Here is a 22,840-nt window from a genome sequence, read left to right on the forward strand (position 1 = left end):
GCCCCGCCGTCACCGGCAGAACCGGGCCCACCACTTCTGAAACGACGTCTAAGAGGTCATTTCAGAACGAGGTCGACGTGTCTGTTGTAGACGACAAGCGGCTATCTGACCTGCCGTTTGATCTGTCGTCGAGGGGTCAATGGAAACTCGACAAGTCGTTCTGAAACGACCTCTTAGAGCGTCCGGCAGTAGAGGTGGCCGTGTGTCGGTGTTGGTAGAGACACGGACCTGCAAGTGATCATGGGATTGCTGATGTCCTGATGATCGTGTGGAGAGTCCGTGCCTCTGCTGCCAGCATCTCTGATCGAGCCCTTGTGGGGCGAGTTCGCCGCTCTGATCGGGTCTGACCGGCCCGAGTTCGACCCGACCCATCCGTGGGGCTGTCACCGTCGCCGGATCTCTGATCGGGTCGTGTTCGACCACGTCGTTGCCGCTCTGGTGCACGGTAGTGGCTACGAACGCATCGCCACGCCGGGTTGCTCGGACCGCACCATCCGCCGCCGTCTCGATGACTGGGCCACCGCGGGAGTCAGCGAGGAACTGCTCCGCACCGCGCTGGCCGGTTACGACCAGATACTCGGCCTGGATCTTGACGATCTGGCGGTCGACGGATCGATCACCAAGGCACCAGGCGGAGGCGAGGTGGCCGGCCGCAGCCCTGTCGGCCGCGGCAAGCAGGGCACGAAACGGTCCGTGGCCTGCGATGACCAGGGCATCCCGCTGCACCTGGTCGCGGCGCGAGCCAACGACCATGACTCGCCCCTGCTGGAACCGACCTTGACCGGCATCGTGACGATGATCGGCCCGCTGCCCCGCCACCGCGACGCCCACGGTGGTGATCTGTTCCCGACCGTGCACCTGGACCGCGGCTATGACTCCGGCAAGACCCGTACTCTGCTGCACACCCTGGGCTTCACCGGCGAGATCGCGACCACGGGGGTCCCGGCTCCGATCCAGGCAGGACGACGGTGGCCCATCGAGCGCACGCACTCCTGGATGAACGGCTACGGCAAGCTGCGCCGGTTCACCGATCGCCGGAAGATCATCGTCGAGTTCTACCTCAACCTCGCCGCCGCGCTCACCGTGATCCGCCGGCTGATCAACCGTGCCCGCAGCCGCTACCGCTGGACAACCCGACCCACGACCCGTCGACTCCGATAACCATCAATTGCCGGGCGCTCTTATCTCGCTGCGGTAGCGGGTCCGGGGGCGTCCGGGTGAGCATGGGCGGCTGAGCAGATCTTCCAGGTCTGGGATTCAGAATTTCGCGTGAGCGCGGGTCCGCCCGGGTCCCCTGGGAGGCGCCCTGTGCGTGGCGTTGGTGTGGGGGGCCCGGGCGGACCGGGGTGCGCACTCGGGCCCTTCTGGCGGGGCGGGGTGCGCGGTCGTCGGCGTGGGTGTGTGAGAACCGGGCGCCGACGAAGCAGTGCTGGGTGGTGCGGGGTGTTACTTGTGGCCCTTGACGGTGTCTCCGGCGGTGCCGACCTGGGCGCAGTTGTCGGACTGGTCGGTGACCGAGTGTCCGGACTTGGCGGTGCCGGAGCCGAGGATCCCGAGTGCGCCGGTGAGGCTGTTGCCCAGGCCCAGGTCCTCGATGGGGATCTGGATGCCGAGCGCGTTGATGGGGATGTTGTTGTTGCAGACCTGGACAGGGACGTTGATGTTGTTGCCGTTGAGGCCGGCGATCAGGCCTTCGGCGCTCTTGTCGATCCCGTCACCCTGGTCGCCGCTGCTGTGGGCCATGGCCACCGGGGAGAGCGCCATCAGCGATGCCGCCGATGCTGCCACGACGATCCCGGTCTTCTTCCACATCATGCATGTCCTCCAGGTAGTGCTGGTACTCGAATACGAAGGGGGAGCCCGTACCAGCTGTAACGAGACCTTTCAGTCAGAGGAACTGCAGGTCAAAGACGATCACCCAGGAGCGGCGTGGCGACTGCGCATCGGCGCTGCAGCCTGTGATGGTTCCTTCGTGTGGGTGATGACCGGGGGCGACGGCGCTGAGGGAGGGTCACGCACTGTGCCCACGGTCTGAGGTCAAGCCTCTACGTCCTCGGTCCCCTCCCCGCTTCCTCCTCCGCCGCCTGGCCAGCGGTACGGGCAGCAGCGGCCGTGCCGACTCCGGAGGTCGCTGCGCCGACAGGCTCCCTGCAGCAGCCCCTGCTCGGATCGGGGTCTTCGCCGCCGGCGCCAACTGGACCGGCTCCGAGGCCTGGGTTCCGCGGTTGCTGTCCGGTGAAGGTGCGGGGACTGCGCTCCCCCGCTGAACTCCCAGTTCACCGGCACCTGGGGCACCGCCGACCCCCGGTTCTGGGCCGGCGTCGCCGTCGCCGCCCGCCTGCGGAACCAGACCCGATGACCAGCCCGCCGCCGACCCCGGCCCCGCGGCCCGGTCCCGAGCACAGCACGGAGCACTGCACGGACGCCGCCGCGGCGTCCCCCGACGGTCTACCCCGGGTCGTGGAGCCGGCGCCGGCCGGACCGACCGGTCTGATGGCCGACCCACCGTTGACCGCCGACGAGGCCGCCTACATCGCCGCGGCACGGGCGGACAACACCCGCCGCGGCTACCGGTCGGTGTGGGCCGGGTTCACCGGCTTCTGCCGCGACCACGGCCTCGAGGCGATGCCCGCGGCCCCCGCCACCGTCTCCGGCTACCTGATCGCGCTCGCCCAGGCCGGCGCCAAGGTCACCACCATCGGCAAGCACCTCTCGGCGATCCGCGCCGCGCATCGGGCTGCCAACCAGCCTGACCCCGCGGTCACCTCCCGAGTCACTGCGGTCATGGAAGGCATCCGTCGCAGCCATGGAGAACCTCCCGACCAGGCCCCGCCGCTGATGCCGCCGCAGCTCGACGCCGCGATCGCCGCCTGCCCACTCGTGCGGAGTTGGAAGAACCGCCCCGACGAACCCGCCCTCGCCGGCGCCCGGGACCGAGCGCTGCTGCTGATCGGGTTCTGGGGCGCGCTGCGCCGATCCGAGCTCGCCGCGCTCACCGTCGAACAGATTGGCCCCGAACGGCTGCTGCGCAGCGGCCGCCGCGGACGGGTGATGCCCCTGCCCCGGTCCAAGACCAACCAGACCGGCGACAAGCCCGAGCTGGTCGGGCTGCCCCGCGCCGAGCGCCCCGAGCACTGCCCGCTCACCGCGCTGGACACCTGGCTCGAACTGTCCGGGATCACCACCGGCCCGGTGCTACGCAAGGTCTCCACCGGCAACCGGGCCCTGAACCAGCCGCTACACCCCGAGTCGATCAACAACCTCGTCCACGCCGCCACCACTCGCGCCGGGCTGCCCGACGGCCCCTACAGCGCGCACTCGCTGCGCGCCGGGTTCGTCACCTACGCCCACCTGCGCGGCGCCACCGACCGCGCGATCGCCCACCAGACCCGCCACCGCTCCATGGACACCATCACCGACTACATCCGTGTCGACGACGTGTTCGTCGACAACGCCGTGCTGCACATCGACTGGTAGTCCCCAGCTGCGAAGTTGCATCGGATGCAACATCTCCGCACGAGAAGAGGGGGCCCTGTAAGAACATCGGCTCTGGCACAGGTGCGGTGGTGCCGCGGCGCGTCACGTTCGGGTGGCGCGCTGGCTCTGTGATCATCCCGCTATCCCGCTGGTGCAATCCTGCTCTTGGGGAGGCGCTGTTCCCCGGGCTGTCGTCCCTGGTCATCGAAGAGGTCCTCGCCAGCGGCTCCGTCCTGCAGCTCACGGCGCGCAGCGCTATGGCCTCGACAGCTGCCGCTGCCGCCCACCCCCACACCACCGGTGTTGAGCGTCGTCGAAGTCGCCCTGCGTCGCGGACGCCCGCTACATGACCATGGTGATCGATCCGGTCACCTACCGCCGGATCGACGTGCTGCCCGACCGCCGGGCCGCGACCCTGGCCGCGTGGCTACGTGATCGGCCGGTTCTGGCGGCGGGCATTGGGCCGGTGGTGACGGAGCCACCGCGTCCCCGCAGTAGAGCCCTCGTGGGAAGGTGATCGTCCCGGCGAGGAGTCCGGCCCCGCACCGGGATCGGCGGGGCCGCACAGTACAAAGCCCCGGTCGCGTGACCTACGAGGGTCAGAGGCTTCCGGGGCTATTCGCCGACCATGCTACACCGGGACACGGGAGGCTGCGAGTGGTGGACGTCGGCGACTGGATCGAGCAGTGGCTTTCCCGACCCCGGTTCGCCGTCTATCTCGCCGAGGCCGACGGCGACCGCGCCCGAGCTCTCGCACTGTACGACTGGAACGCCCGCGCGGCCGCGGCGTTCCTCCACGACATCGGACACCTCGAGGTTGGGCTCCGGAACGCCTACGACCGCGCGCTTTCCGCCCGCGACCGGCCCGGGGACCCGCACTGGGTGTACGAGCCGACCCGGCACTTCCCGGCGCGTATCCGGGGCAGCAAGGACGCGAACTGGTGGCCGCGGAACGAGATCGCGATCGCGATCGACAAGGCCCGCAGGAACGGCGGCGGCGCACGCCCGGCGTCGGGCAAGGTGGTCGCCGAGCTGAATTTCGGGTTCTGGTCCGGGCTGACCACGGCAGGCCACGAGGGCCCCGTCTGGCGACGTCGCCTGCACCGTGCGTTCCCCCGCGGCACCGACCGGACCGCCGTGCACGAACCGGTCGACCGCCTCCGCAGGCTCCGGAACCGTGCGGCGCACAACGAGTCGATTCTCCGCATACCGCTCGCCGACCGGCACGCCGACCTGCTCGCGGTCGCCGACCTGCTGTCGCCGAAGCTGCGCGGCCACATTGCCGACCGGTCCCCAGTCCCGGCGGTGCTCGCCGATCGGCCCTGACCGGGCCGCTGCTGCCCGGCGATCACGGCGGCGATCCTCGGTCAGTCGACGGCGCGTGCGGAGTGCCGGCGAGTTCAGGAGACCGCGGGGACGCCAACGCCCGAACCCGGCCAAGCGGGAAATGATGCCGCCCGCTCTGCCGTGAGGGCTGACATGATCGAAAGATGGCTTCCGCCCCAATCGCCACCGCCACCGAACTCCTCGCTCGCGCTCATGACGGTGTGCTGCTCTACGGACTGACACCGCCACGACAGTCCAGTACCCGCGAACAGGCCGACAGCATCGCCGCCGCGGCCCTGACGCGGCTCGAGTCGGTGCATGTCGATGGACTCATCCTCTACGACGTGGACGCCGAGGCCGACCGCACCGAGGCGCCACGACCGTTCCCGTTCATGCCGATGATGGACCCGGCCGACTTCCTCGATCACCACCTCGCCGGCTGGGCCGGCTCGGTGATCGTCTACCGCGCCGTGGGCAAGTACGGCGCCGACCAGCTGGACCAGTGGCTGGGGGAAGCCGACCAAGGCAGGGTGCTCACCGTGCTGGTCGGCGCGGCCTCCCGGCACCAGGTGGTCCGGACGAGCCTGCCGGAAGCATACCGGCGACACGCCGCTCTGCCCCGTCCGCCGCGGATGGGCGGCGTCGTCATCGCCGAACGTCATGCCGAAGCCGGCACAGAGCACCTGCGGATGCTGCGCAAGCAGGAGGCCGGCTGCGAGTTCTTCGTCTCGCAGATCTGCTACGACCTGAACCGCACCTGCAACCTGCTGTCCGACTACGCCCACAACTGCCGCGACCAAGGCCTGGACCCACGCCCGGTGGTGCTGACCCTGGCCCCCTGTGGGTCCGCGAAGACCCTGGAGTTCATGACCTGGCTCGGCATCGAGGTCCCGCGATGGCTCCGTGCCGAGATCAACCGCGGTGCTCGGCCACCGTCGTCGCCTCGAAGTCCCGCGAGGCCGACGAGCCCCAGCGCCGCGACGATCACACAGGTCACCCGACATCGCCCCCAGCAAGGTCGCGGTCATCGGGCACTCACGCGGCGGCAAGGCCGCCCTCTGGGCAGGCGCTCAAGACACCCGCCTGCCCGTGGTGATCTCCAACAACTCCGGTTCCACCGGCGCGAAGCTGGCCCGCCGTGACGACAGCGGTGAGTCGATCTCTGCGATCACCGAGCAGTTCCCTCATTGGTTCCCCGACACCTACCGGCGTTACGCCGGCAACGTTGAGTCGCTCCCGGTCGATCAGAACCAGCTCCTTGCACTGGTCGCGCCCGGCCGCGTCGTGGTCGGCAGTGCCACCGACGACGGCAACGCCGATCCCCAAGGAGAGTTCCTGGCCTACCTCGGTGCGGCCCCTGTCTACGAGCTCTATGGCCTCGGCGACACCGGGCTGCCCTCTGAGAGCTGGCCGCCCACCGAGAACGAAGCCTTCCGAGGTCCGGGAATGAGTTACCACCTCCGGTCGGGCAGTCACGGCCTCGAGGAGACCGACTGGGATATGTACCTCGGGGGGCGATCTCTTCGAAAGGTAGCCCTACCGGCGCGGGCGATCTCAGTCGACGAGATTCGGCACCGCTATAGGCGGCTGACCAGGTAGTTGCCTCTGCTCATCGGCGTCGGCGATGACCCCTGGTGTAGACCGCTTCGAGCGCGACGGCCACCAGTGCACTCCGCGAAGCTGCGCCGGAGTTCTCGACAAGCCGGTCGATCACAGTGAGCTCGGCGGCCGTCGCACGAAAGGTGAAGGGCACCGTTCGCTCTTCGGGTGAGATCGACCGCGGTCGTGTGCGGCCCGGGCGTGAGCCGAAGAGGCTGGTAGCGGGCCGCTGATGCCGGTTCTGACGGGCTATCAGCTCCACGAGTTGGTGCCGGGTGCGGTCGAGAGCGTCGAAGACCAGCTCAGCATTCGTTCGGCGATCCCTCTTCCGGAGTGCGTCGAGAGCCTCTCGGACGGCCGGTGCGACGTAGACGATGGACTGGGAGGTTGCCGTAGAGCCGGAGCCTGTCTCAGGACTCGGGTCAGCGACATCCTGTGCATCGGAGTGCTGCTCCACGCCCCCGGCTGGCCCGGCTGCGGTCCCAGTGGCCGGCTCCACCACCGACGGGGTCTCAGGCTGCTCGCCCCCTTGACGCTCAGTCACTGGCTCCGCCTCAACGGGTGCAGCGGGTGATGCGGCCGTCGTGGCAGGCTCTGTCGCTCGGCGCGCTGGCCGCTCGCCGGGACGGACCAACCCTCGGGCCGACTGACCGAACGAATCCGCCAGGCTCATCAGGACACCTCTTCCTCGTTGCTGGCGTTCGTCGCCTCGACCTCTTCGGCCGCCCGCAAGACGGTCAGGACCTCGAGCGCAAGATTCCGGTAGTCGCCCGCGACCGACGCCGCAGTGGCAGAGATCCTGGGCCCCGCACGCTTGCCGTCCCGCAGCTCCTGCCACCACGACGGCTGGTCGGCCAGGTCTTCCTCCAGCTCATGTGCAAGCCGACCCAGTCGTCGGCCGTCCTGGGCCGTCTTCTCGCTGAAGCGGATGAAGGCTGCGAACAGTGGTGACTGCCCACCGAACGCCTCTTCGATCTGACCGCGGACCTCGTCGTGGATGCTCGTCGATCGGACGCCCGTCCCGAACAAGACCGCCCCGAGGAGGCTCAGACCGGTGTTGTACTGCTGGGCCACGGTAAAGCGCTTAGAGGTCATTTCAGAACGAGGTCGACGTGTCTGTTGTAGACGACAAGCGGCTATCTGACCTGCCGTTTGATCTGTCGTCGAGGGGTCAATGGAAACTCGACAAGTCGTTCTGAAACGACCTCTAAGTGCGCCATCACCCCGACCAACGCAAAAACGACAGAATATGCAAACACCGCGACCGCAATCCTAAAAGGACAAATCCGACGATGCTCCTCACTCGCGGGGAAACTTCTCTCCTGGCGAGGATCTTCCGTAGTCGAGTAGTTGCGTCACCCAGTCGATCTTGACGCTCATACGGCTGTCATGTTCGGATCCGGCGGGTGAACACAAAGAGGTGCATCCAACGCGTCATCACCCTGGCACTGGTCGTAGCCACCCCCATGAGCATGACCACCGGATTCGCTGCCGCGGCACCCACCCAGACAGCGATCTCGCCAGCTGGGATCAGCAGAACGGCGGCGACACCTGCTGTCCCACTCCCACCCGGTGCTAGCGATGAAGAGATCGGGCGGGCGCTGGAGTGGATCGCGACCGAGCTGGAACGAGCCCTGGCATCAGTCCCGGCAGATCAGCGCGACAACCCGCACGCCGTCCGGGACGCACTCCTGCGAAACGCCTCCCACGATCGACTCAACCCCGCCGGGGTCGCGGCCTGCGTCGCCGCACTGGGCGAATTCATCATCACCACCGGAATCCCCGCAGCGAAGATCATCAAGATCATCCGTAGCGCTAAGGCGCTTTACGGATCATGGAAGGCCGCGCTCGACGCCGCGCGACATAACCCTGATGCATCGGTACTCGGCGAGGAGGCACTCACGATCCTCCAGAAAATTATCGGCATCGACGGCGTCATCGCCAAGTGCGGAGACATGGCGCAGCGGTGAACGATAAAGGCTCCTCGAAGTCGAGGTTTCTCATTAAAGGGAAATGGATCGGAATAGCCACCCTGGTCGCCATCGAGTTCATCGGCACCCTCCCCGTACTGGCGGGAACGCTGCTCGCCGGCGCAATATTCTCCCGGAGACAGACACCGGCAGTACCGGGTCGATCATTTTTTCGGATGATCGCGTCGGCCGCGCTATCCTACTTGCTCATGAATCCGGTTGCCACTCTCGGAAAGGTCGCCTGGCGATCATGTCGGCCCGACCCAGAAAATCAGGCATGGCAACGACATGAAGCCGCCTACGCCACCCGCATACTCGGCTGCACCCTCCTAGCCGGACGCCTGGTCGGACTCCGCAGCACCCCGTTGCTGACCCACGCCCTCACGGCCACCTTCTTTAGAGGTCGTTTCAGAACGACTTGTCGAGTTTCCATTGACCCCTCGACGACAGATCAAACGGCAGGTCAGATAGCCGCTTGTCGTCTACAACAGACACGTCGACCTCGTTCTGAAATGACCTCTTAGACGTCGTTTCAGAAGTGGTGGGCCCGGTTCTGCCGGTGACGGCGGGGCTGGCAGCATCGGCTGATGGTCGCGCCTCGTGTGTCTGAGAAGACGAAGATTTTCGAGTTGGAGATCGTCCTGACCGAGGTGGTGCCGGCGGTCCGGCGTCGGGTGCAGGTGCCGGGCGAGGTCGACTTGGCGGTGTTGCACGAGGTGGTGCAGTCAGTGATGGGCTGGACGAACTCTCATCTGCACGAGTTCGAGATCGTCGGGCGCCGCTACGGGATCCCAGACCCGGACTGGCCCGGACAGGATGTCGCCGACGAGACGAAAGAGAAGCTGTTTCGGCTGGTCAAGGCTGGTGACCGGTTCGGTTACGTCTACGACTTCGGTGACAACTGGGCCCACGAGATCACCGTCGAGGCGGTCGCGGCCGTCGAGCCGGGAGTGTGCTATCCGCGATGCGTCGCCGGGCAGGGGGCGTGCCCGCCCGAGGACGTCGGCGGGATCGGGGGGTATGAGGACTTCCAGGCCGTGCTCGCCGACCCTGACCATCCCGACCGCGCCGAGCGCCTGGAGTGGGCGGGCGGGCCGTTCGACCCGCACCGCTTCGACCCTGACGAGGCCGACCGGGCCTTGGAGTGGCTGGCCTGGCGGCCGCTGGCCCCGACCTCGTAGGCGAGTGCCTCAGCGAGGGCTGGGTCGACCATCACTTCGGCTTCGGCTTCGGCTTGGTGAGGCGGCGGTGGCAGATCAGGGCGCAGGCCAGCGATAACAGCGCGGTGATCGTGGATTCGGCGCGGTCGTAGCGCAGCGCGAGGCGGCGGAAGTCCAGCAGCCAGGACATGGTGCACTCGACGACCCAGCGGACCCGCCCGAGCCGGGTGGAGTCCTCGATCCCGCGCCGGGCGATCCGCACCCCGATCCCACGCCCACTCAGGTAGCGGCGGCAGCGGGGATAGTCGTAGCCCTTGTCGGCGTGCACCTTGTCCGGCCGACGTCGCGGACGCCCCGGCTGTCCCGCCCGTTCGCGGACGCCGGGGTTGGTGTCCAGCAGCGGGGCGAGCATCCGACTGTCGTGGGTGTTCGCCCCGGTGACCAGCGCATGCAGCGGGAGCCCGCCTCGGTCGCAGAGCACGTGGTACTTGCTGCCCGCCTTCCCGCGATCGGTCGGCGAGGGCCCGGTGGCCTCGCCGCGGCGCTTGGCCCGCACGCTCACGCTGTCCACCGCCGCCCGCGACCAGTCCAGCAGGCCCTGCTGGGCGAGGCGGTCGAGCATCACCCGGTGCAGCTGGGCCCAGACCCCGGCCTGCTGCCACTGCCGTAGCCGCCGCCAGCAGGTCACTCCGGACCCACAGCCGAGCTCGGCGGGCAGCGCGTTCCAGCTGATCCCGGTCTTGAGCACGAACACGATCCCGGCCAGAGCGGCCCGATCCGGCACCCGCGGACGGCCTGTCCGTCCCCGCTTGTGCTTGCGCGGCTTGGGCAGCAGCGGCTCCACCAGCGCCCACAGCTCGTCGCTCACCAATCGCTCGACACAAGATCGCCGCGCCACGACCGGACATGATCAGCTACCAGCGCCGATCCACACAGGACCGACACGCCGACTTCTGAAACGACCTCTAAGAAGGAGTTTTGGGGGCCGATTTTGGTTGTCATGGGGTTGGCCGGGTGGGGGTGCGCGGCGTCGGTCCATGAGGCCGATCATGGCCCACTTGATCACCTCTTCGGAGTATCTGGGTGATCTTAGGATTGAATGGTAGTGGCTCCGGTTCGGTGTTCGCGGTGCTGATGTCGGTACTTGTTGTTAGACGGGTGCGATCAGGTGGGGTCGTTTTCTGGTATCTCGGCGTTGGTGCCATTGTCCTCTACTGAGAACATAGAGCCGAGACACTCTGTGACCGATATCGATGCGGCCAATTTCAGTGAGACCAATTCTTGTGCAGAGCTGTTTTGTTTTAGTGTTAATGTCGAGAGGTTCGGCCATTATTTGACCCATATCGGCATGGGTGTCGAAGAGCATGTCTGCGACACGCGTCAAGATGCGGGTCCCCCAGCCTTGCTGGATGTGGCGTGGGTCTCCGATCATGAAATGAATTCCGCGATCTGTAGTCGATATTGCTGGGTGTGGCGTCAGCGGGCTGTGTATCGATTGGTAGGTTTCAAGGTACCCGAAGGCCTGGTTGCCGATGCAGACCAGGTATGGGGTTGCGTCGTTGGTCTTTCGGCAGAAATCTAGGTACTGGGAGACTGTGCTCGACTGGATGGACGTGTGCCCAATTTTCGCGAGGCGCGGGTATGGCAGAAATAGTCCGTCGATGTGTGCTGATTGCCACCACCCACTGATGGTGGCCGCGTCCATTTCTTTGCAGGGCGATATCGTGACGGTTTGATAGTTGGTTTTGAGAAGAGTCGCGGTAGAAATTCGATTGGCGTTTTTGTGCACGGGATGAGGCGCTTCCTTGTGTGGGTCCTCGAATGTGGCGTTGATCCGTTCTGTGGTTTCCCTGTAGGGGGTGAGGCCTGACTCTCGCGTACGTCAGTCCATGTCGATATAGCCCGTAAGGGTGAAGCGTGTGGTTCTTCGAGGGGTGTCGACGGATCCTGAAATCTGACCCCCTGGCGTTCCGGGAATCGTGACCCCTCCCAACGCTGGGGAGGTGCTGAACGTGGAGGACTGGGCGGAGATCCGTCGTCTGCATCGGGCCGAGGGTGTCCCGATCAAGGAAATCGCCCGCCGGCTCGGGGTAGCCCGGAACACGGTGCGGGCGGCGCTGCGCTCGGAGGGGCCACCGAAGTACGAGCGCGTGTCGCGGGGCTCGGTCGCTGATGCCTACGAGCCGCAGGTACGGGCGCTGCTGGTGCAGTGGCCGAGGCGGAGCCAACCGGATCCTCGTGGCCAGAGTTCCATGCCTTTTCAGCAGGGCCAGGAGGAGGTTTGCGGTGTGGGTGGGTGATTTGTGCGGTGCGTGTCTTCTTGCGGCGTACTAAGTGTGTTCATGTGCTTACCCCTGGTGGTGGTCCTTGACGAGTGAGGGGGGGGCGTGTTCGCATCCGGGAATGAGTACGAAGAAGTTCGCATCCGCGTCCCGCGTTATCGGAACTGTGTTGGTAGTGGCTGTTTCGATGGGGTTAGCTACAGGGGTCGCTTCGGCTGAGGTCCCGGCTGCCTCCCCGGCTCCGGAAGATAATTTTTATTCTTTGGCGACGGATTCGGGGCAAGAGCGAGACAGAGTTGAGGGTTTGACGCTGTTTCTGGAGCGCGTCAACTCGGTCCCCGACTCGGTTCTTCATCGGGGGGATTCTGCTACCCAGGACTGGTTGAGGGCGAACTATCCTGATTCTGGAGGTCAGTCCCGTGCCAGTGTTATTGGTTGCGTGGGGGCGATTGGCGTCGCGGTAGGCGGCGTTTTAGTTCCTGCCGCGAAGATCTTGAAGATCAAGAAGTTGATTGCGCAGTTGGGGGGTATCAGGGAAGCTGTTCAGACTTTCTGGGGCGCGAGTTTCGCGTGGGAGAAGATCCAGGCTATCGGGGGTCCGGTGGCTGCTCTGGGGGCGGAGCTGCTTGGAATTACTGCGGTGCGTACTCAGTGTTTCTCTTGAGCGCCGTTCGACGCGTAGCGATTTGCGGGGTTAGTTGTGACACGTGAGCGCTCGTCGATATGTATCGGCGGTGGCGGTATTGCACTGCTGTGCGGCCTTGCCGGAGCCGGCGCCCTATTCGCTGGAGAGGGGGTAGTTTTGCCTCTCGCATGCTTTTGCCTCGGGGTAGGGGCGTTGGCGTTGCTCGGCCCGCGGTTGTTCGTGCGGTCCGAGACCTCTCGTTCCGAAAGGAATCGGGAGGCGGCGTCGACAACGGAGAAGGCTAGGAGAATCGATCCGGTCGAGCTGCGTAAGTGGCGCGAAAGGAATCCTTCCTACAGCTTGACGGAGGCGATCGAGAAGTACTGGGAGGAAAACCGGTGAGCGTTCCTCGGGTGCCGGTGCGGCTCGTGGGCAAGGCGACCCGGACCGGAGCCCGCTCCAGCGAGTGAGGACCGGAAGCGTCGCGGCAGCTCCGCGGGTTGGCGCAGCGCAGTGCCCCGTTCTGCGGGACCGGATTTTGCGATACCCACTTAGACGTCGTTTCAGAAGTGGTGGGCCCGGTTCTGCCGGTGACGGCGGGGCTGGCAGCATCGGCTGATGGTCGCGCCTCGTGTGTCTGAGAAGACGAAGATTTTCGAGTTGGAGATCGTCCTGACCGAGGTGGTGCCGGCGGTCCGGCGTCGGGTGCAGGTGCCGGGCGAGGTCGACTTGGCGGTGTTACACGAGGTGGTGCAGTCAGTGATGGGCTGGACGAACTCTCATCTGCACGAGTTCGAGATCGTCGGGCGCCGCTACGGGATCCCAGACCCGGACTGGCCCGGACAGGATGTCGCCGACGAGACGAAAGAGAAGCTGTTTCGGCTGGTCAAGGCTGGTGACCGGTTCGGTTACGTCTACGACTTCGGTGACAACTGGGCCCACGAGATCACCGTCGAGGCGGTCGCGGCCGTCGAGCCGGGAGTGTGCTATCCGCGATGCGTCGCCGGGCAGGGGGCGTGCCCGCCCGAGGACGTCGGCGGGATCGGGGGGTATGAGGACTTCCAGGCCGTGCTCGCCGACCCTGACCATCCCGACCGCGCCGAGCGCCTGGAGTGGGCGGGCGGGCCGTTCGACCCGCACCGCTTCGACCCTGACGAGGCCGACCGGGCCTTGGAGTGGCTGGCCTGGCGGCCGCTGGCCCCGACCTCGTAGGCGAGTGCCTCAGCGAGGGCTGGGTCGACCATCACTTCGGCTTCGGCTTCGGCTTGGTGAGGCGGCGGTGGCAGATCAGGGCGCAGGCCAGCGATAACAGCGCGGTGATCGTGGATTCGGCGCGGTCGTAGCGCAGCGCGAGGCGGCGGAAGTCCAGCAGCCAGGACATGGTGCGCTCGACGACCCAGCGGACCCGCCCGAGCCGGGTGGAGTCCTCGATCCCGCGCCGGGCGATCCGCACCCCGATCCCACGCCCACTCAGGTAGCGGCGGCAGCGGGGATAGTCGTAGCCCTTGTCGGCGTGCACCTTGTCCGGCCGACGTCGCGGACGCCCCGGCTGTCCCGCCCGTTCGCGGACGCCGGGGTTGGTGTCCAGCAGCGGGGCGAGCATCCGACTGTCGTGGGTGTTCGCCCCGGTGACCAGCGCATGCAGCGGGAGCCCGCCTCGGTCGCAGAGCACGTGGTACTTGCTGCCCGCCTTCCCGCGATCGGTCGGCGAGGGCCCGGTGGCCTCGCCGCGGCGCTTGGCCCGCACGCTCACGCTGTCCACCGCCGCCCGCGACCAGTCCAGCAGGCCCTGCTGGGCGAGGCGGTCGAGCATCACCCGGTGCAGCTGGGCCCAGACCCCGGCCTGCTGCCACTGCCGTAGCCGCCGCCAGCAGGTCACTCCGGACCCACAGCCGAGCTCGGCGGGCAGCGCGTTCCAGCTGATCCCGGTCTTGAGCACGAACACGATCCCGGCCAGAGCGGCCCGATCCGGCACCCGCGGACGGCCTGTCCGTCCCCGCTTGTGCTTGCGCGGCTTGGGCAGCAGCGGCTCCACCAGCGCCCACAGCTCGTCGCTCACCAATCGCTCGACACAAGATCGCCGCGCCACGACCGGACATGATCAGCTACCAGCGCCGATCCACACAGGACCGACACGCCGACTTCTGAAACGACCTCTAAGAGGTCATTTCAGAACGAGGTCGACGTGTCTGTTGTAGACGACAAGCGGCTATCTGACCTGCCGTTTGATCTGTCGTCGAGGGGTCAATGGAAACTCGACAAGTCGTTCTGAAACGACCTCTAAGCAGCCCGGACATCCGCCGGGAGCCGACCCCGCTCCCCCACCGTGTAACCCTGCGAGCGAGCCCACTCCCGCACCACCCGCGCATCCGCGACACCAGACGGCACGACCGGGGGCCCACCCGCCGGAGCAAGCCCGGGACCGGGCTCGGGCTCGGGCTCGGGCTCGGCGACTTTGCATACAGCGACAGCACGACCTCGTCCACAGCCGTGAAGCGCCGCTGACGCTTCTTCACGATCTGCGGCTCGAAAATGCTGGCCCTGTATCTCGGAACGTCGATCTCCACGTCACCGGCGGCATCCGAGGATCGCGTCCGCAGCTTCGGCGCGCGTAGCAAGGCAAGAACCTGCACAGCAGGCTCGGGGCAATTACCGATCCTTCATTACGGCGTTCACCGCATCCGCCAAACTCGCCCCCGGGTTCTTATTTCTGTAAGCGCGGACCGCCGCGATATCCTGCTTGCTTAGTTTGCCAGCACCGCGATCTTTAACGAAGCGATCGTGACCACCTGCGCCCGTCATCCTTAGCAGCAAGATCAGCAGGCATGCAATTGCAAGTCCTCCTGCAAGCTTCCACCACTCTAAGGCTAATGCGACGGCGGCAGCCACCAGGCACAGGCCGGAGACAAAAAGCGGCCAGACTTTGACTATGGGATGCATCACTTAAGAGGTCGTTTCAGAACGACTTGTCGAGTTTCCATTGACCCCTCGACGACAGATCAAACGGCAGGTCAGATAGCCGCTTGTCGTCTACAACAGACACGTCGACCTCGTTCTGAAATGACCTCTAAACAGCTTCGGGCATGCCTTGACTACCCCCGAGATTCCCGAGAGCTCACCGACCAAAGCTCCCAGAGCTGTCAGCACCGCATCACCCTTCTCGGCCGCATTACCCGCACCGACAAGAAGCTTCGCTGACTCCCACACGCCGCCCAACTCGCTGATCAACTTCTTAATCTTCAACAGCCGGACCGCTGGAATCCCAACGCCAAGAACAACACCCCCAACAGCAGCAGCACAATCGGCGAGATCCCCAGCCCCCCGCTGCGGCGACTGTCCAACAGTAGCGGCACGGGCTTTCAGGCTTGCCCCCTCAGATGTCAAAAACCATTGTTGAAGCGCTGAGTCGCTAACCAAAGCGGAATCAGGGATAGAGGCGATGACATCCAGCCCTGAGGCGAGTTCATCCACTCCCCCAGTAGCTGCTGCTACTTTCGAGGTCGCCCCCGTCACCGCCGGAGTCTCAGCCGCGGAAATCCCCGTAGCCGACCCCATCGAAACAGCCAAAACTAACACGGCCCCAATAACGCGAGACGCAGATGCGCACCTCTTTGTACTCATGACCGCATCTGAGCACACCCCTCCCCGTCCGTCAAGATCGCCACCAGAAGTAACTATGTGAACGCACTCAGTACGCTACAAACAGGAACGCACCACACAAATCGACCAGGCGCGCTCAGGCGGTCGTAGCACTTGATCTTGTTGTTCGGTGGGGAACAGGATCATGACGTGCGGGAAGTGCTCACTTTGACTGATCGGGAGAAGATCTCGCGGGGGTTGGCCGCAGGCTGGCGGTTGTGTGATATCGCTGAGGTGCTGGGTCGGGATCGGTCGGTGATCTCTCGTGAGGTCGCCCGCCACGGCGGCCGGGAGGACTACCGGGCAGGTCCGGCCGAGGAAGCCGCGCGCGCAGCGCGGGGCTGATGGTGCTCTCTGAAGTGGGCCAGTCTCGCTCTCTGAACTTCCCCAGTTGATGAGTCCGTCCTGGGTTCCGCAGCTAACGTGTGATCTGGTGCATGATCGTGGGTGTTGGTGCAGGTCAGCGCGGCCCTGCCTGGTCGACGCGGCGGGTTTTCTAGTCACACGACATGAGCTATGTAGTGGATGTGAGCTGCTGGTGGTGGTGTAGCGTCTGGTGACGTGTTCGTGCGTATGTCGACTCGGCGTAACCGGGACGGGACGCGGGTGTCCTACCTGCAGTTGGCGCACAACGAGTGGGACTCGGCGGCGAAGACGTCGCGGACGAAGGTGCTGTACTCCTTCGGCCGGGTCGACCAGCTCGACCGGGCCGCGATCGAGCGGTTGATCGGCGCGCTGACCCGCGTGGTCGGCGTCGAACCCGCCATTGCGGGCGGCCCGGATCGGGCGCGCGCGGTCGGGGTGCCGGGCCTGGAGTTCTGCGAGTCTCGCCCGTTGGGCGGGGCGTGGCTGCTCGACCGGCTGTGGCACCGGCTCGGGATCGACACCCTGCTGCGCCGGTTGGCGGCGGGGACCCGCCGGGATCCGGTGGTGGAGCGGGTGCTGTTCGCGCTGGTGGCGAACCGGGCGCTGGCGCCGTCGTCGAAGCTGGCCGCCACGTCGTGGATCGCGCACGACGTGCACGTTCCCGGCCTGCAGCAGGTGTCCGATGATGCCTGCTACCGGGCGATGGACTGGCTGATCGCCGTGGAGGACACGCTCGCGCGCGGAGTGTTCGACGCGGTAGCGCACCTGCTCAACCTCGAGGTCGATCTGATCTTCTTCGACACCACCAGCACCTACTTCGAGACCGAGGACGGCGACACCCCGGTCTGGCGCGACGACCGCGGCCGTGTCGCGGAGGACACCGGCGGCACGGACGGCAGCACGGACGGCAGCGAGCCCCCGGCCGGGGCCACCGGGCAGGCGGGGTTCCGCAGCCGGGGGAAGTCGAAGGACTCCCGCGACGACCTGCCCCAGGTGGTGGTCGGGATGGCGGTGACCCGCGACGGGATCCCGGTGCGGGTGTGGTGCTGGCCGGGCAACACCTCGGACTCCCCGCTGATCCGGCAGGTGAAAGACGACCTGCGGGACTGGACGTTGGGGAAGGTCATCTGGGTGGCCGACCGCGGGTTCACCTCGAAGGAGAACCGTCGACACCTCGCCGCCGGCGCGGGCGGCTACATCCTGGGCGAGAAGCTCCGCTCGGGCTCGGCGGAGGCGGTCGCGGCGGTGTCTCGGCAGGGCCGTTACCAGGAGGTGAGCGCGAACCTGCGGGTCAAGGAAGTCAAGATCAGCGACACCGAGCGGTTCGTGGTCTGCCACAACCCCCAGGCCGCCGAACGCGACGCCGCGGTCCGGGCGAACCTCGTCGAGCGACTCGAAGCGATGATCGCCGACACCGACCGGCTCAGCGCGACGAAGCGGGCCGAGCTGCGCGGGGTGATCTCCACCAAGCCCGGCCTCAACAGGTTCCTGCGCGTCACCTCGGGCGGGCTGCTCCGCGTCGACGCCGCCAAGATCACCGCCGACGCACGCCTGGACGGGAAGTACCTGCTGCGCACCAGCGATCCGCACCTCACGACCGAGGACATCGCACTGGGCTACAAGCAGCTCCTGGAAGTCGAACGCGGCTGGCGGGACATGAAGCAGGTCCTCGACCTGCGCCCGGTCTATCACCGCCTCGAACAACGCATCCGCGCCCACGTGCTGCTCCGCTGGCTCGCGCTGCTCCTGGCCCGCATCGTCGAGACCCAAGCCGCCACCGGCGAGCAGCCGCTGACCTGGCCACGCGCACGCGACGAGCTCCAACGCCTGCACGTCGGCACCTACACCGGCCCGGCCGGGCTGTTCCGCCAGACCACCCCGCCCAGCCCCGAGGCCCGCCGCCTGCACACCGCGCTGGACCTCACACTGCCCCCACGGATCCTCGACCTCGACCTCGACCCGGCCGCGACCCGCTGACCAGCAACAACACCACCACCTAGTGTCGCGTAAACGATGTTCTTTGACCGGGTCGGCAGTGGTTGAGTAGGTCGTCTGCGGGTTTGGTCCAGATGAACGGGTGGCAGCGTTCGTTCCAGCCGTCGATGAACCGGCCGATCGCGCCGATCAGTTCTCTGACGCTGCCGAAGCTGCCGAAGCTGCCGTGGCGAATGGCCTGGCGGGTGATGACCCCGAAAAAGACCTCGACCATGTTCAGCCACGATCCCGAGGTCGGGGTGAAGTGCAGGGTGATCCGCGGGTTGCGGGCCAGCCAGGCCTTCACTGCGGGGTGCTTGTGGGTCGCGTAGTTGTCCACCACCAGGTGCAGCTTGCGCCGCGGGTAGGCCTTCGCGACCTGCTTGAGGAACCGCAGGAACTCCTGATGGCGATGCCGCGGCAGGCACGCCTGCTCGACCCGCCCGGTCGCGACCTCTAACGCCGCGAACAGCGTGGTGGTGCCGTGACGGACGTAGTCATGCGTCCGTTTCTCCGGGATACCGGGCATGATCGGCAGGATCGGCGCTGTCCGGTCCAGGGCCTGGACCTGGGATTTCTCGTCGACGCAGAGCACGACGGCCTTGTCCGGCGGGTTCAGATACAACCCGACGATGTCGCGGACCTTGGCTTCGAGCTCGGGATCGGTGGAGAACTTGAACGTCTCGGACTTCCACGGCTGCAGCCCCCACCGCCGCCAAATCTTGCCGATCCACACGTGGGAGATCCCGAGCTCGGCACCGAGCAGCCGTGACGACCAGTGCGTGACTCCGAGCCGCTCAGGCGGCGGTTCCAGCGTGGCGAGCACGACCGCGACCTCGTCGATCACCGGCGGCCGGCCCGCCTTGGGCCGGTCGGCCAGCCCGGCGATCCCCTCAGCGGCGTAACGCTTCTTCCACCCGATCACCGTCGCCTTCGACGCCCCGACCAGTGTGACGATGTCCTTGACCGCCACCCCGTCCGCGGCCAGCAACACGATCCTGCCCCGTCGGGCCAGTCCCGCCGAAACCGACGAGGAACGCAGCCAGGACTCCAACACCTCGCGGTCGGCGGCCGGAACGTCCACGGTCACAGTCAACGGCACAGCTCATGATCCCGTAAACCAGCCCGTGAGTAAAGTAACCTAGTTACCGCAACACTAGTGACACGACATGTCACCAGGCTTAGAGGTCATTTCAGAACGAGGTCGACGTGTCTGTTGTAGACGACAAGCGGCTATCTGACCTGCCGTTTGATCTGTCGTCGAGGGGTCAATGGAAACTCGACAAGTCGTTCTGAAACGACCTCTTAGAGCGTCCGGCGATTGATGGTTATCGGAGTCGACGGGTCGTGGGTCGGGTTGTCCAGCGGTAGCGGCTGCGGGCACGGTTGATCAGCCGGCGGATCACGGTGAGCGCGGCGGCGAGGTTGAGGTAGAACTCGACGATGATCTTCCGGCGATCGGTGAACCGGCGCAGCTTGCCGTAGCCGTTCATCCAGGAATGGGTGCGCTCGACCGGCCACCGCTTACCGACCTGGATCGGGGCGGGCCGGCCCTTGGTGGCGATCTGTGCGTCGAACCCGAGTCGTTCGAGCAGATCGCGGGTCTTGCCTGAGTCATAGCCCCGGTCCAGGTGCAGGCACGGTCGCTCGGGCAGCGGCCCGATCATGTCGTAGATCCCGATCAGGGTCGGTTTCAGCAACGGCGAGTCGTGGTCATTGGCGCGGGCGCTGATCAGGTGCAGCGGGATCCCCGCACCGTCGCAGACCACGGAGCGTTTGGTGCCCTGTTTGCCCCGGTCGACCGGGTTACAGCCGGCGACCTCGCCACCGCAGGGAGCCTTGGTGATCGCTCCGTCGGCAGACAGATCGTCGAGGTCGAGACCGATCATCTAGTCATAGCCGGCCAGCGCGGCCCGAAGGACCTGCTCCCCGACGCCGGCGGCGGCCCACTGGGCGAGACGGCGGCGGATCGTGCGGTCCGAGCAGCCGGGGGTGGCGATGCGTTCGTAGCCGCTGCCGTGCACCAACGCCGCGAGCACGTGCTCGAACACCAGGCGGTCGGGGATACGGCGGCGGTGACATCCCCACGGATGGGCCGGGTCGAACTCCGGGCGCCGCTCTGCCTCGATCAGGGCAGCGAACTCGACCCAGAGGGGGTCGATCAGCGATTCTGGCAATAGAGGCACGGACCCTCCAGGCGACCATCAGGACATCAGCAATCCCATGATCACTTGCAGGTCCGTGTCTCTACCAACACCGACACACGGCCACCTCTACTGCCGGACGCTCTTAAGAGGTCATTTCAGAACGAGGTCGACGTGTCTGTTGTAGACGACAAGCGGCTATCTGACCTGCCGTTTGATCTGTCGTCGAGGGGTCAATGGAAACTCGACAAGTCGTTCTGAAACGACCTCTAAGAGGTCATTTCAGAACGAGGTCGACGTGTCTGTTGTAGACGACAAGCGGCTATCTGACCTGCCGTTTGATCTGTCGTCGAGGGGTCAATGGAAACTCGACAAGTCGTTCTGAAACGACCTCTAAACTTCCTAAACGTTGTCGCCTCAGCGGCGGAGGAGCTGATGCACACCGTTATCGAGCATGACGGACACGGAGGCTTCGTCTCCATCGCTGATGCAGCGCGCATTCTTCGATGGTCGGAGTCGAAAGCGCTCCGCGAAGCTAACCGACTCATCGCGGCTGAGCTGCTACAGGAATCACGGGTAGGGCGGACGCGCCTTTTGCATGCGAACCGCTTGTCCGGGGTGTATCCGCACGTGCTCCGAATATTGTTTTTGAAGTACGGCACAACCGAATCCACGCCGGATCGTTTCGCTTACGGGAGCGATGATCTGCGGCGCGCAAAGATTTCCCCCGAAGACAGCGTGCGGGAAGTCCTCCCTGAGCATGTCTGGCCCGATCTTGCCCCGTGCGAATATATGCACGAATTGACTGAAGCTGATGGGCCTCCTGTCGCTGAATCTCGTGCGGTAGCGATCGAAGTGATGGCCGCGATGAACCCCCTTCTTGAAATACAAAGGAATCTCCATTCGGCTTGGGATGAGTGGCGGTACGAGCGAGATCGGACACTGATCCATCAAATGGGGAACAATCTTGATGGTGGCGGCCATCGGACCGCCTACCACGCAATCGTCCAGGGGTGTCACCGTGCCCAAGCCGCCGGGCGACGGTGCATCGATCAGCGCCACTGGCTTCTTGGGGGATACGCAGTAAAAGCGCAGACACAGCGGCTGGAGGCGTTCAGCGACTGGCTCGCTACCGGTCTCGAGCTCGCCGCGAAGCGACAGCTCATTACGAGCCAAGAATTAAAGGACCCCCTCGCCAAAACTGCGTTTCCAGACCGGATGAAATTTCGAGATGCGCCAGTGATCGACGCCGAGCTGGAGCGGTTCTACGCCAAGGGCGGAACAGAGCGTCATACGGATATTGGACAAGCGGGCGAGCGCATACTCGTACACTCACTCCGTCGCACAGTCGGCCATCTCCGCGAACTTCCCCTCGCAGACATGTAAGCAATGGAACTCAAGGGGCAACTTCAGGCTTTGTCGCCCACTGCTGAATTATGCTAAACAATCAGGAGGGTAACCTACGGCTGGATCCAGATGCCGTTTTTGGTGGTGGTCAGTCCGAGTGTGGCCGGGTCGAGGCAGGTCGTGACGCCGTCATGTTCGGTGCGGTGGGCGTCCCACAGGGTGGCGTTGTCGAAGACGTGTCCGCAGCCGCCGCCGCGTTGGCAGCAGTGGGCGCGGTCGGGTCCGACCCAGGTGTGTCCGCAGCAGGTCATCCGGACGAGTGCAGCGCGCACAGGTGTCAAGGGCACCTTTCATGATCATGTTTGGCGGTGGGGGAACTCGCCCGGGCGGTGGTAGCTGCGGAGTGCGGGGGTTCAGTGGAGGTGTTCGTGGACGCGCCAGAGCCCATCTGCGCTGGTGTCGGGTCCGTTGCGGGTCAGGGTGAGTGTCGCGGCGACCGGTTCGGGTGGTGTGCGGGGGGCGCGGTGTTCGGTGCAGCGGGTGTGGACGGTACCGGAGACCTGGACGGCGACCCGGTCGCTGCTGCGGGGGGCTTCGGGCGGGGTCACCGCATCGACCCCGGTCACGGTGACCGAGCAGCGGTTGGTGACCAGTTGCGGCCAGCCGCCCCCGGTCCGGGCCCCGGTCGCGGCGAGACGCTCGTTGTCGCGATCGGCCGGCCCGGTCAACAGCGGCGCGACCCGGGCGGTCCACGTCAGGGGGTCGGGGTCGGTGTGGGAGACCGCGCGGGAGGCGATCAGCCAACGCTGCGCGGTGACCAGCGGATCGACCGCCGCCACCCCCACACCACCCGCTGACGTGGCGGCTGCGCCCGTCGCTGAGGCGGCCGGCGGTGGCGGACCGACACTGAACAGCAACGAGACCGACAGCA

The 22,840-nt window shown here is 66.0% G+C and carries 22 protein-coding genes and 3 pseudogenes; 15 read left to right on the forward strand and 10 right to left on the reverse strand.

The window, feature by feature from the left end; translation table 11 throughout:
• Positions 1 to 279 precede the first annotated feature (279 nt).
• The gene (locus tag KPF47_RS12130) at positions 280 to 1,161 is read left to right on the forward strand and encodes an IS5 family transposase (RefSeq protein ID WP_224386601.1); all 882 of its coding nucleotides are present in this window, start codon (positions 280 to 282) and stop codon (positions 1,159 to 1,161) included.
• A gap of 285 nt (positions 1,162 to 1,446) precedes the next feature.
• On the opposite strand, the gene KPF47_RS12135 is transcribed toward KPF47_RS12130, so the two are convergent.
• Positions 1,447 to 1,812, reverse strand: coding sequence for a hypothetical protein (locus KPF47_RS12135; protein WP_224388973.1), 366 nt, complete (start codon positions 1,810 to 1,812; stop codon positions 1,447 to 1,449).
• Positions 1,813 to 2,355: 543 nt separating this feature from the next.
• On the opposite strand from KPF47_RS12135, the gene KPF47_RS12140 reads away from it, so the two are divergent.
• The 4 genes from KPF47_RS12140 to KPF47_RS12155 all read left to right on the forward strand — a co-directional run bounded on the left by KPF47_RS12140 (position 2,356) and on the right by KPF47_RS12155 (position 6,402).
• Positions 2,356 to 3,477 (forward strand): site-specific integrase, encoded by a 1,122-nt coding sequence (locus tag KPF47_RS12140; RefSeq protein ID WP_224388974.1) that lies wholly within the window; start codon positions 2,356 to 2,358, stop codon positions 3,475 to 3,477.
• 660 nt (positions 3,478 to 4,137) lie between these two features.
• A complete protein-coding gene (locus KPF47_RS12145) occupies positions 4,138 to 4,803 on the forward strand; it encodes a hypothetical protein (RefSeq protein ID WP_224388975.1) in 666 nt (221 codons plus the stop codon).
• Positions 4,804 to 4,967: 164 nt separating this feature from the next.
• Positions 4,968 to 5,945 carry a methylenetetrahydrofolate reductase gene (locus tag KPF47_RS12150; protein WP_224388976.1) on the forward strand — a complete coding sequence of 326 codons (978 nt, stop codon included), beginning with the start codon at positions 4,968 to 4,970 and terminating at the stop codon, positions 5,943 to 5,945.
• Positions 5,830 to 6,402, forward strand: coding sequence for a hypothetical protein (locus KPF47_RS12155; protein WP_374108835.1), 573 nt, complete (start codon positions 5,830 to 5,832; stop codon positions 6,400 to 6,402). Before KPF47_RS12150 ends, KPF47_RS12155 begins: the two co-directional genes overlap by 116 nt.
• 672 nt (positions 6,403 to 7,074) lie before the next feature.
• Here KPF47_RS12155 and KPF47_RS12160 read toward each other — a convergent pair.
• Positions 7,075 to 7,497 (reverse strand): hypothetical protein, encoded by a 423-nt coding sequence (locus KPF47_RS12160; RefSeq protein ID WP_224388978.1) that lies wholly within the window; start codon positions 7,495 to 7,497, stop codon positions 7,075 to 7,077.
• 377 nt (positions 7,498 to 7,874) lie between these two features.
• Between KPF47_RS12160 and KPF47_RS12165 the strand changes: the two genes are divergently transcribed.
• Positions 7,875 to 8,372: a hypothetical protein gene (locus tag KPF47_RS12165; RefSeq protein ID WP_224388979.1), complete on the forward strand. Its 498-nt coding sequence runs from the start codon at positions 7,875 to 7,877 to the stop codon at positions 8,370 to 8,372.
• Between the two features lie 587 nt (positions 8,373 to 8,959).
• Positions 8,960 to 9,553, forward strand: a complete 594-nt coding sequence (locus tag KPF47_RS12170; protein ID WP_224386178.1) for a plasmid pRiA4b ORF-3 family protein — start codon at positions 8,960 to 8,962, stop codon at positions 9,551 to 9,553.
• Between the two features lie 31 nt (positions 9,554 to 9,584).
• Here KPF47_RS12170 and KPF47_RS12175 read toward each other — a convergent pair whose 3' ends face one another.
• A complete protein-coding gene (locus KPF47_RS12175; protein ID WP_224387003.1) occupies positions 9,585 to 10,430 on the reverse strand; it encodes an IS5 family transposase in 846 nt (281 codons plus the stop codon).
• 252 nt (positions 10,431 to 10,682) lie between these two features.
• The gene (locus tag KPF47_RS40860; RefSeq protein WP_224389005.1) at positions 10,683 to 11,237 is read right to left on the reverse strand and encodes a GNAT family N-acetyltransferase; all 555 of its coding nucleotides are present in this window, start codon (positions 11,235 to 11,237) and stop codon (positions 10,683 to 10,685) included.
• Positions 11,238 to 11,535: 298 nt separating this feature from the next.
• On the opposite strand from KPF47_RS40860, the pseudogene KPF47_RS12185 reads away from it, so the two are divergent.
• From KPF47_RS12185 to KPF47_RS12195, 3 genes and pseudogenes are all read left to right on the forward strand, one after another.
• A pseudogene (locus tag KPF47_RS12185) lies at positions 11,536 to 11,748 on the forward strand (helix-turn-helix domain-containing protein); the annotation flags it as partial.
• Positions 11,749 to 11,935: 187 nt separating this feature from the next.
• Positions 11,936 to 12,478: a hypothetical protein gene (locus KPF47_RS12190; protein WP_224388980.1), complete on the forward strand. Its 543-nt coding sequence runs from the start codon at positions 11,936 to 11,938 to the stop codon at positions 12,476 to 12,478.
• 579 nt (positions 12,479 to 13,057) lie between these two features.
• Positions 13,058 to 13,651 (forward strand): plasmid pRiA4b ORF-3 family protein, encoded by a 594-nt coding sequence (locus tag KPF47_RS12195; protein WP_224386178.1) that lies wholly within the window; start codon positions 13,058 to 13,060, stop codon positions 13,649 to 13,651.
• A gap of 31 nt (positions 13,652 to 13,682) precedes the next feature.
• Here KPF47_RS12195 and KPF47_RS12200 read toward each other — a convergent pair whose 3' ends face one another.
• From KPF47_RS12200 to KPF47_RS12210, 3 genes and pseudogenes are all read right to left on the reverse strand, one after another.
• Positions 13,683 to 14,528, reverse strand: coding sequence for an IS5 family transposase (locus tag KPF47_RS12200; protein WP_224386179.1), 846 nt, complete (start codon positions 14,526 to 14,528; stop codon positions 13,683 to 13,685).
• A 364-nt stretch (positions 14,529 to 14,892) separates the two neighbouring features.
• Positions 14,893 to 15,015, reverse strand: a pseudogene (locus KPF47_RS12205) (transposase); the annotation flags it as partial.
• Positions 15,016 to 15,469: 454 nt separating this feature from the next.
• Positions 15,470 to 15,952, reverse strand: coding sequence for a hypothetical protein (locus tag KPF47_RS12210; protein WP_224388981.1), 483 nt, complete (start codon positions 15,950 to 15,952; stop codon positions 15,470 to 15,472).
• Positions 15,953 to 16,237: 285 nt separating this feature from the next.
• On the opposite strand from KPF47_RS12210, the gene KPF47_RS12215 reads away from it, so the two are divergent.
• Both KPF47_RS12215 and KPF47_RS12220 read left to right on the forward strand, forming a co-directional pair.
• Positions 16,238 to 16,423, forward strand: coding sequence for a helix-turn-helix domain-containing protein (locus tag KPF47_RS12215; RefSeq protein ID WP_224389007.1), 186 nt, complete (start codon positions 16,238 to 16,240; stop codon positions 16,421 to 16,423).
• 261 nt (positions 16,424 to 16,684) lie between these two features.
• Positions 16,685 to 18,421, forward strand: coding sequence for an IS1634 family transposase (locus KPF47_RS12220; protein ID WP_224388982.1), 1,737 nt, complete (start codon positions 16,685 to 16,687; stop codon positions 18,419 to 18,421).
• A gap of 19 nt (positions 18,422 to 18,440) precedes the next feature.
• Here the strand turns inward: KPF47_RS12220 and KPF47_RS12225 are convergent, their stop codons facing one another.
• Positions 18,441 to 19,514, reverse strand: coding sequence for an IS630 family transposase (locus KPF47_RS12225; RefSeq protein WP_255659559.1), 1,074 nt, complete (start codon positions 19,512 to 19,514; stop codon positions 18,441 to 18,443).
• A gap of 232 nt (positions 19,515 to 19,746) precedes the next feature.
• Positions 19,747 to 20,604, reverse strand: a pseudogene (locus KPF47_RS12230) (IS5 family transposase).
• Positions 20,605 to 20,649: 45 nt separating this feature from the next.
• On the opposite strand from KPF47_RS12230, the gene KPF47_RS12235 reads away from it, so the two are divergent.
• Genes KPF47_RS12235 through KPF47_RS12245 form a run of 3 tightly spaced genes read left to right on the forward strand, consistent with a single transcriptional unit; the run spans position 20,650 to position 21,948 of the window.
• Positions 20,650 to 20,823, forward strand: coding sequence for a hypothetical protein (locus KPF47_RS12235; protein ID WP_224388984.1), 174 nt, complete (start codon positions 20,650 to 20,652; stop codon positions 20,821 to 20,823).
• Positions 20,777 to 20,947, forward strand: coding sequence for a hypothetical protein (locus KPF47_RS12240; RefSeq protein WP_224388985.1), 171 nt, complete (start codon positions 20,777 to 20,779; stop codon positions 20,945 to 20,947). Before KPF47_RS12235 ends, KPF47_RS12240 begins: the two co-directional genes overlap by 47 nt.
• Positions 20,948 to 20,997: 50 nt before the next feature.
• The gene (locus tag KPF47_RS12245; RefSeq protein WP_224388986.1) at positions 20,998 to 21,948 is read left to right on the forward strand and encodes a hypothetical protein; all 951 of its coding nucleotides are present in this window, start codon (positions 20,998 to 21,000) and stop codon (positions 21,946 to 21,948) included.
• A 374-nt stretch (positions 21,949 to 22,322) separates the two neighbouring features.
• Here KPF47_RS12245 and KPF47_RS12250 read toward each other — a convergent pair whose 3' ends face one another.
• Complete coding sequence (locus KPF47_RS12250; RefSeq protein WP_224388987.1) at positions 22,323 to 22,748, reverse strand: hypothetical protein; 426 nt, start codon at positions 22,746 to 22,748, stop codon at positions 22,323 to 22,325.
• Positions 22,749 to 22,840 lie beyond the last annotated feature (92 nt).

This window comes from Pseudonocardia sp. ICBG1293, assembly GCF_020131355.1.
Lineage (GTDB): Bacteria > Actinomycetota > Actinomycetes > Mycobacteriales > Pseudonocardiaceae > Pseudonocardia.

Excerpts from the sequence above, each read along its gene's own strand:
- KPF47_RS12135 (WP_224388973.1), bottom strand. The coding sequence starts at position 1,812 with ATGTGGAAGAAGACCGGGATCGTCGTGGCAGCATCGGCGGCATCGCTG.
- KPF47_RS12140 (WP_224388974.1), top strand. The coding sequence starts at position 2,356 with ATGACCAGCCCGCCGCCGACCCCGGCCCCGCGGCCCGGTCCCGAGCAC.
- KPF47_RS12150 (WP_224388976.1), top strand. The coding sequence starts at position 4,968 with ATGGCTTCCGCCCCAATCGCCACCGCCACCGAACTCCTCGCTCGCGCT.
- KPF47_RS12160 (WP_224388978.1), bottom strand. The coding sequence starts at position 7,497 with ATGACCTCTAAGCGCTTTACCGTGGCCCAGCAGTACAACACCGGTCTG.
- KPF47_RS12165 (WP_224388979.1), top strand. The coding sequence starts at position 7,875 with ATGACCACCGGATTCGCTGCCGCGGCACCCACCCAGACAGCGATCTCG.
- KPF47_RS12170 (WP_224386178.1), top strand. The coding sequence starts at position 8,960 with ATGGTCGCGCCTCGTGTGTCTGAGAAGACGAAGATTTTCGAGTTGGAG.
- KPF47_RS40860 (WP_224389005.1), bottom strand. The coding sequence starts at position 11,237 with ATGGACGCGGCCACCATCAGTGGGTGGTGGCAATCAGCACACATCGAC.
- KPF47_RS12190 (WP_224388980.1), top strand. The coding sequence starts at position 11,936 with ATGAGTACGAAGAAGTTCGCATCCGCGTCCCGCGTTATCGGAACTGTG.
- KPF47_RS12195 (WP_224386178.1), top strand. The coding sequence starts at position 13,058 with ATGGTCGCGCCTCGTGTGTCTGAGAAGACGAAGATTTTCGAGTTGGAG.
- KPF47_RS12245 (WP_224388986.1), top strand. The coding sequence starts at position 20,998 with ATGCACACCGTTATCGAGCATGACGGACACGGAGGCTTCGTCTCCATC.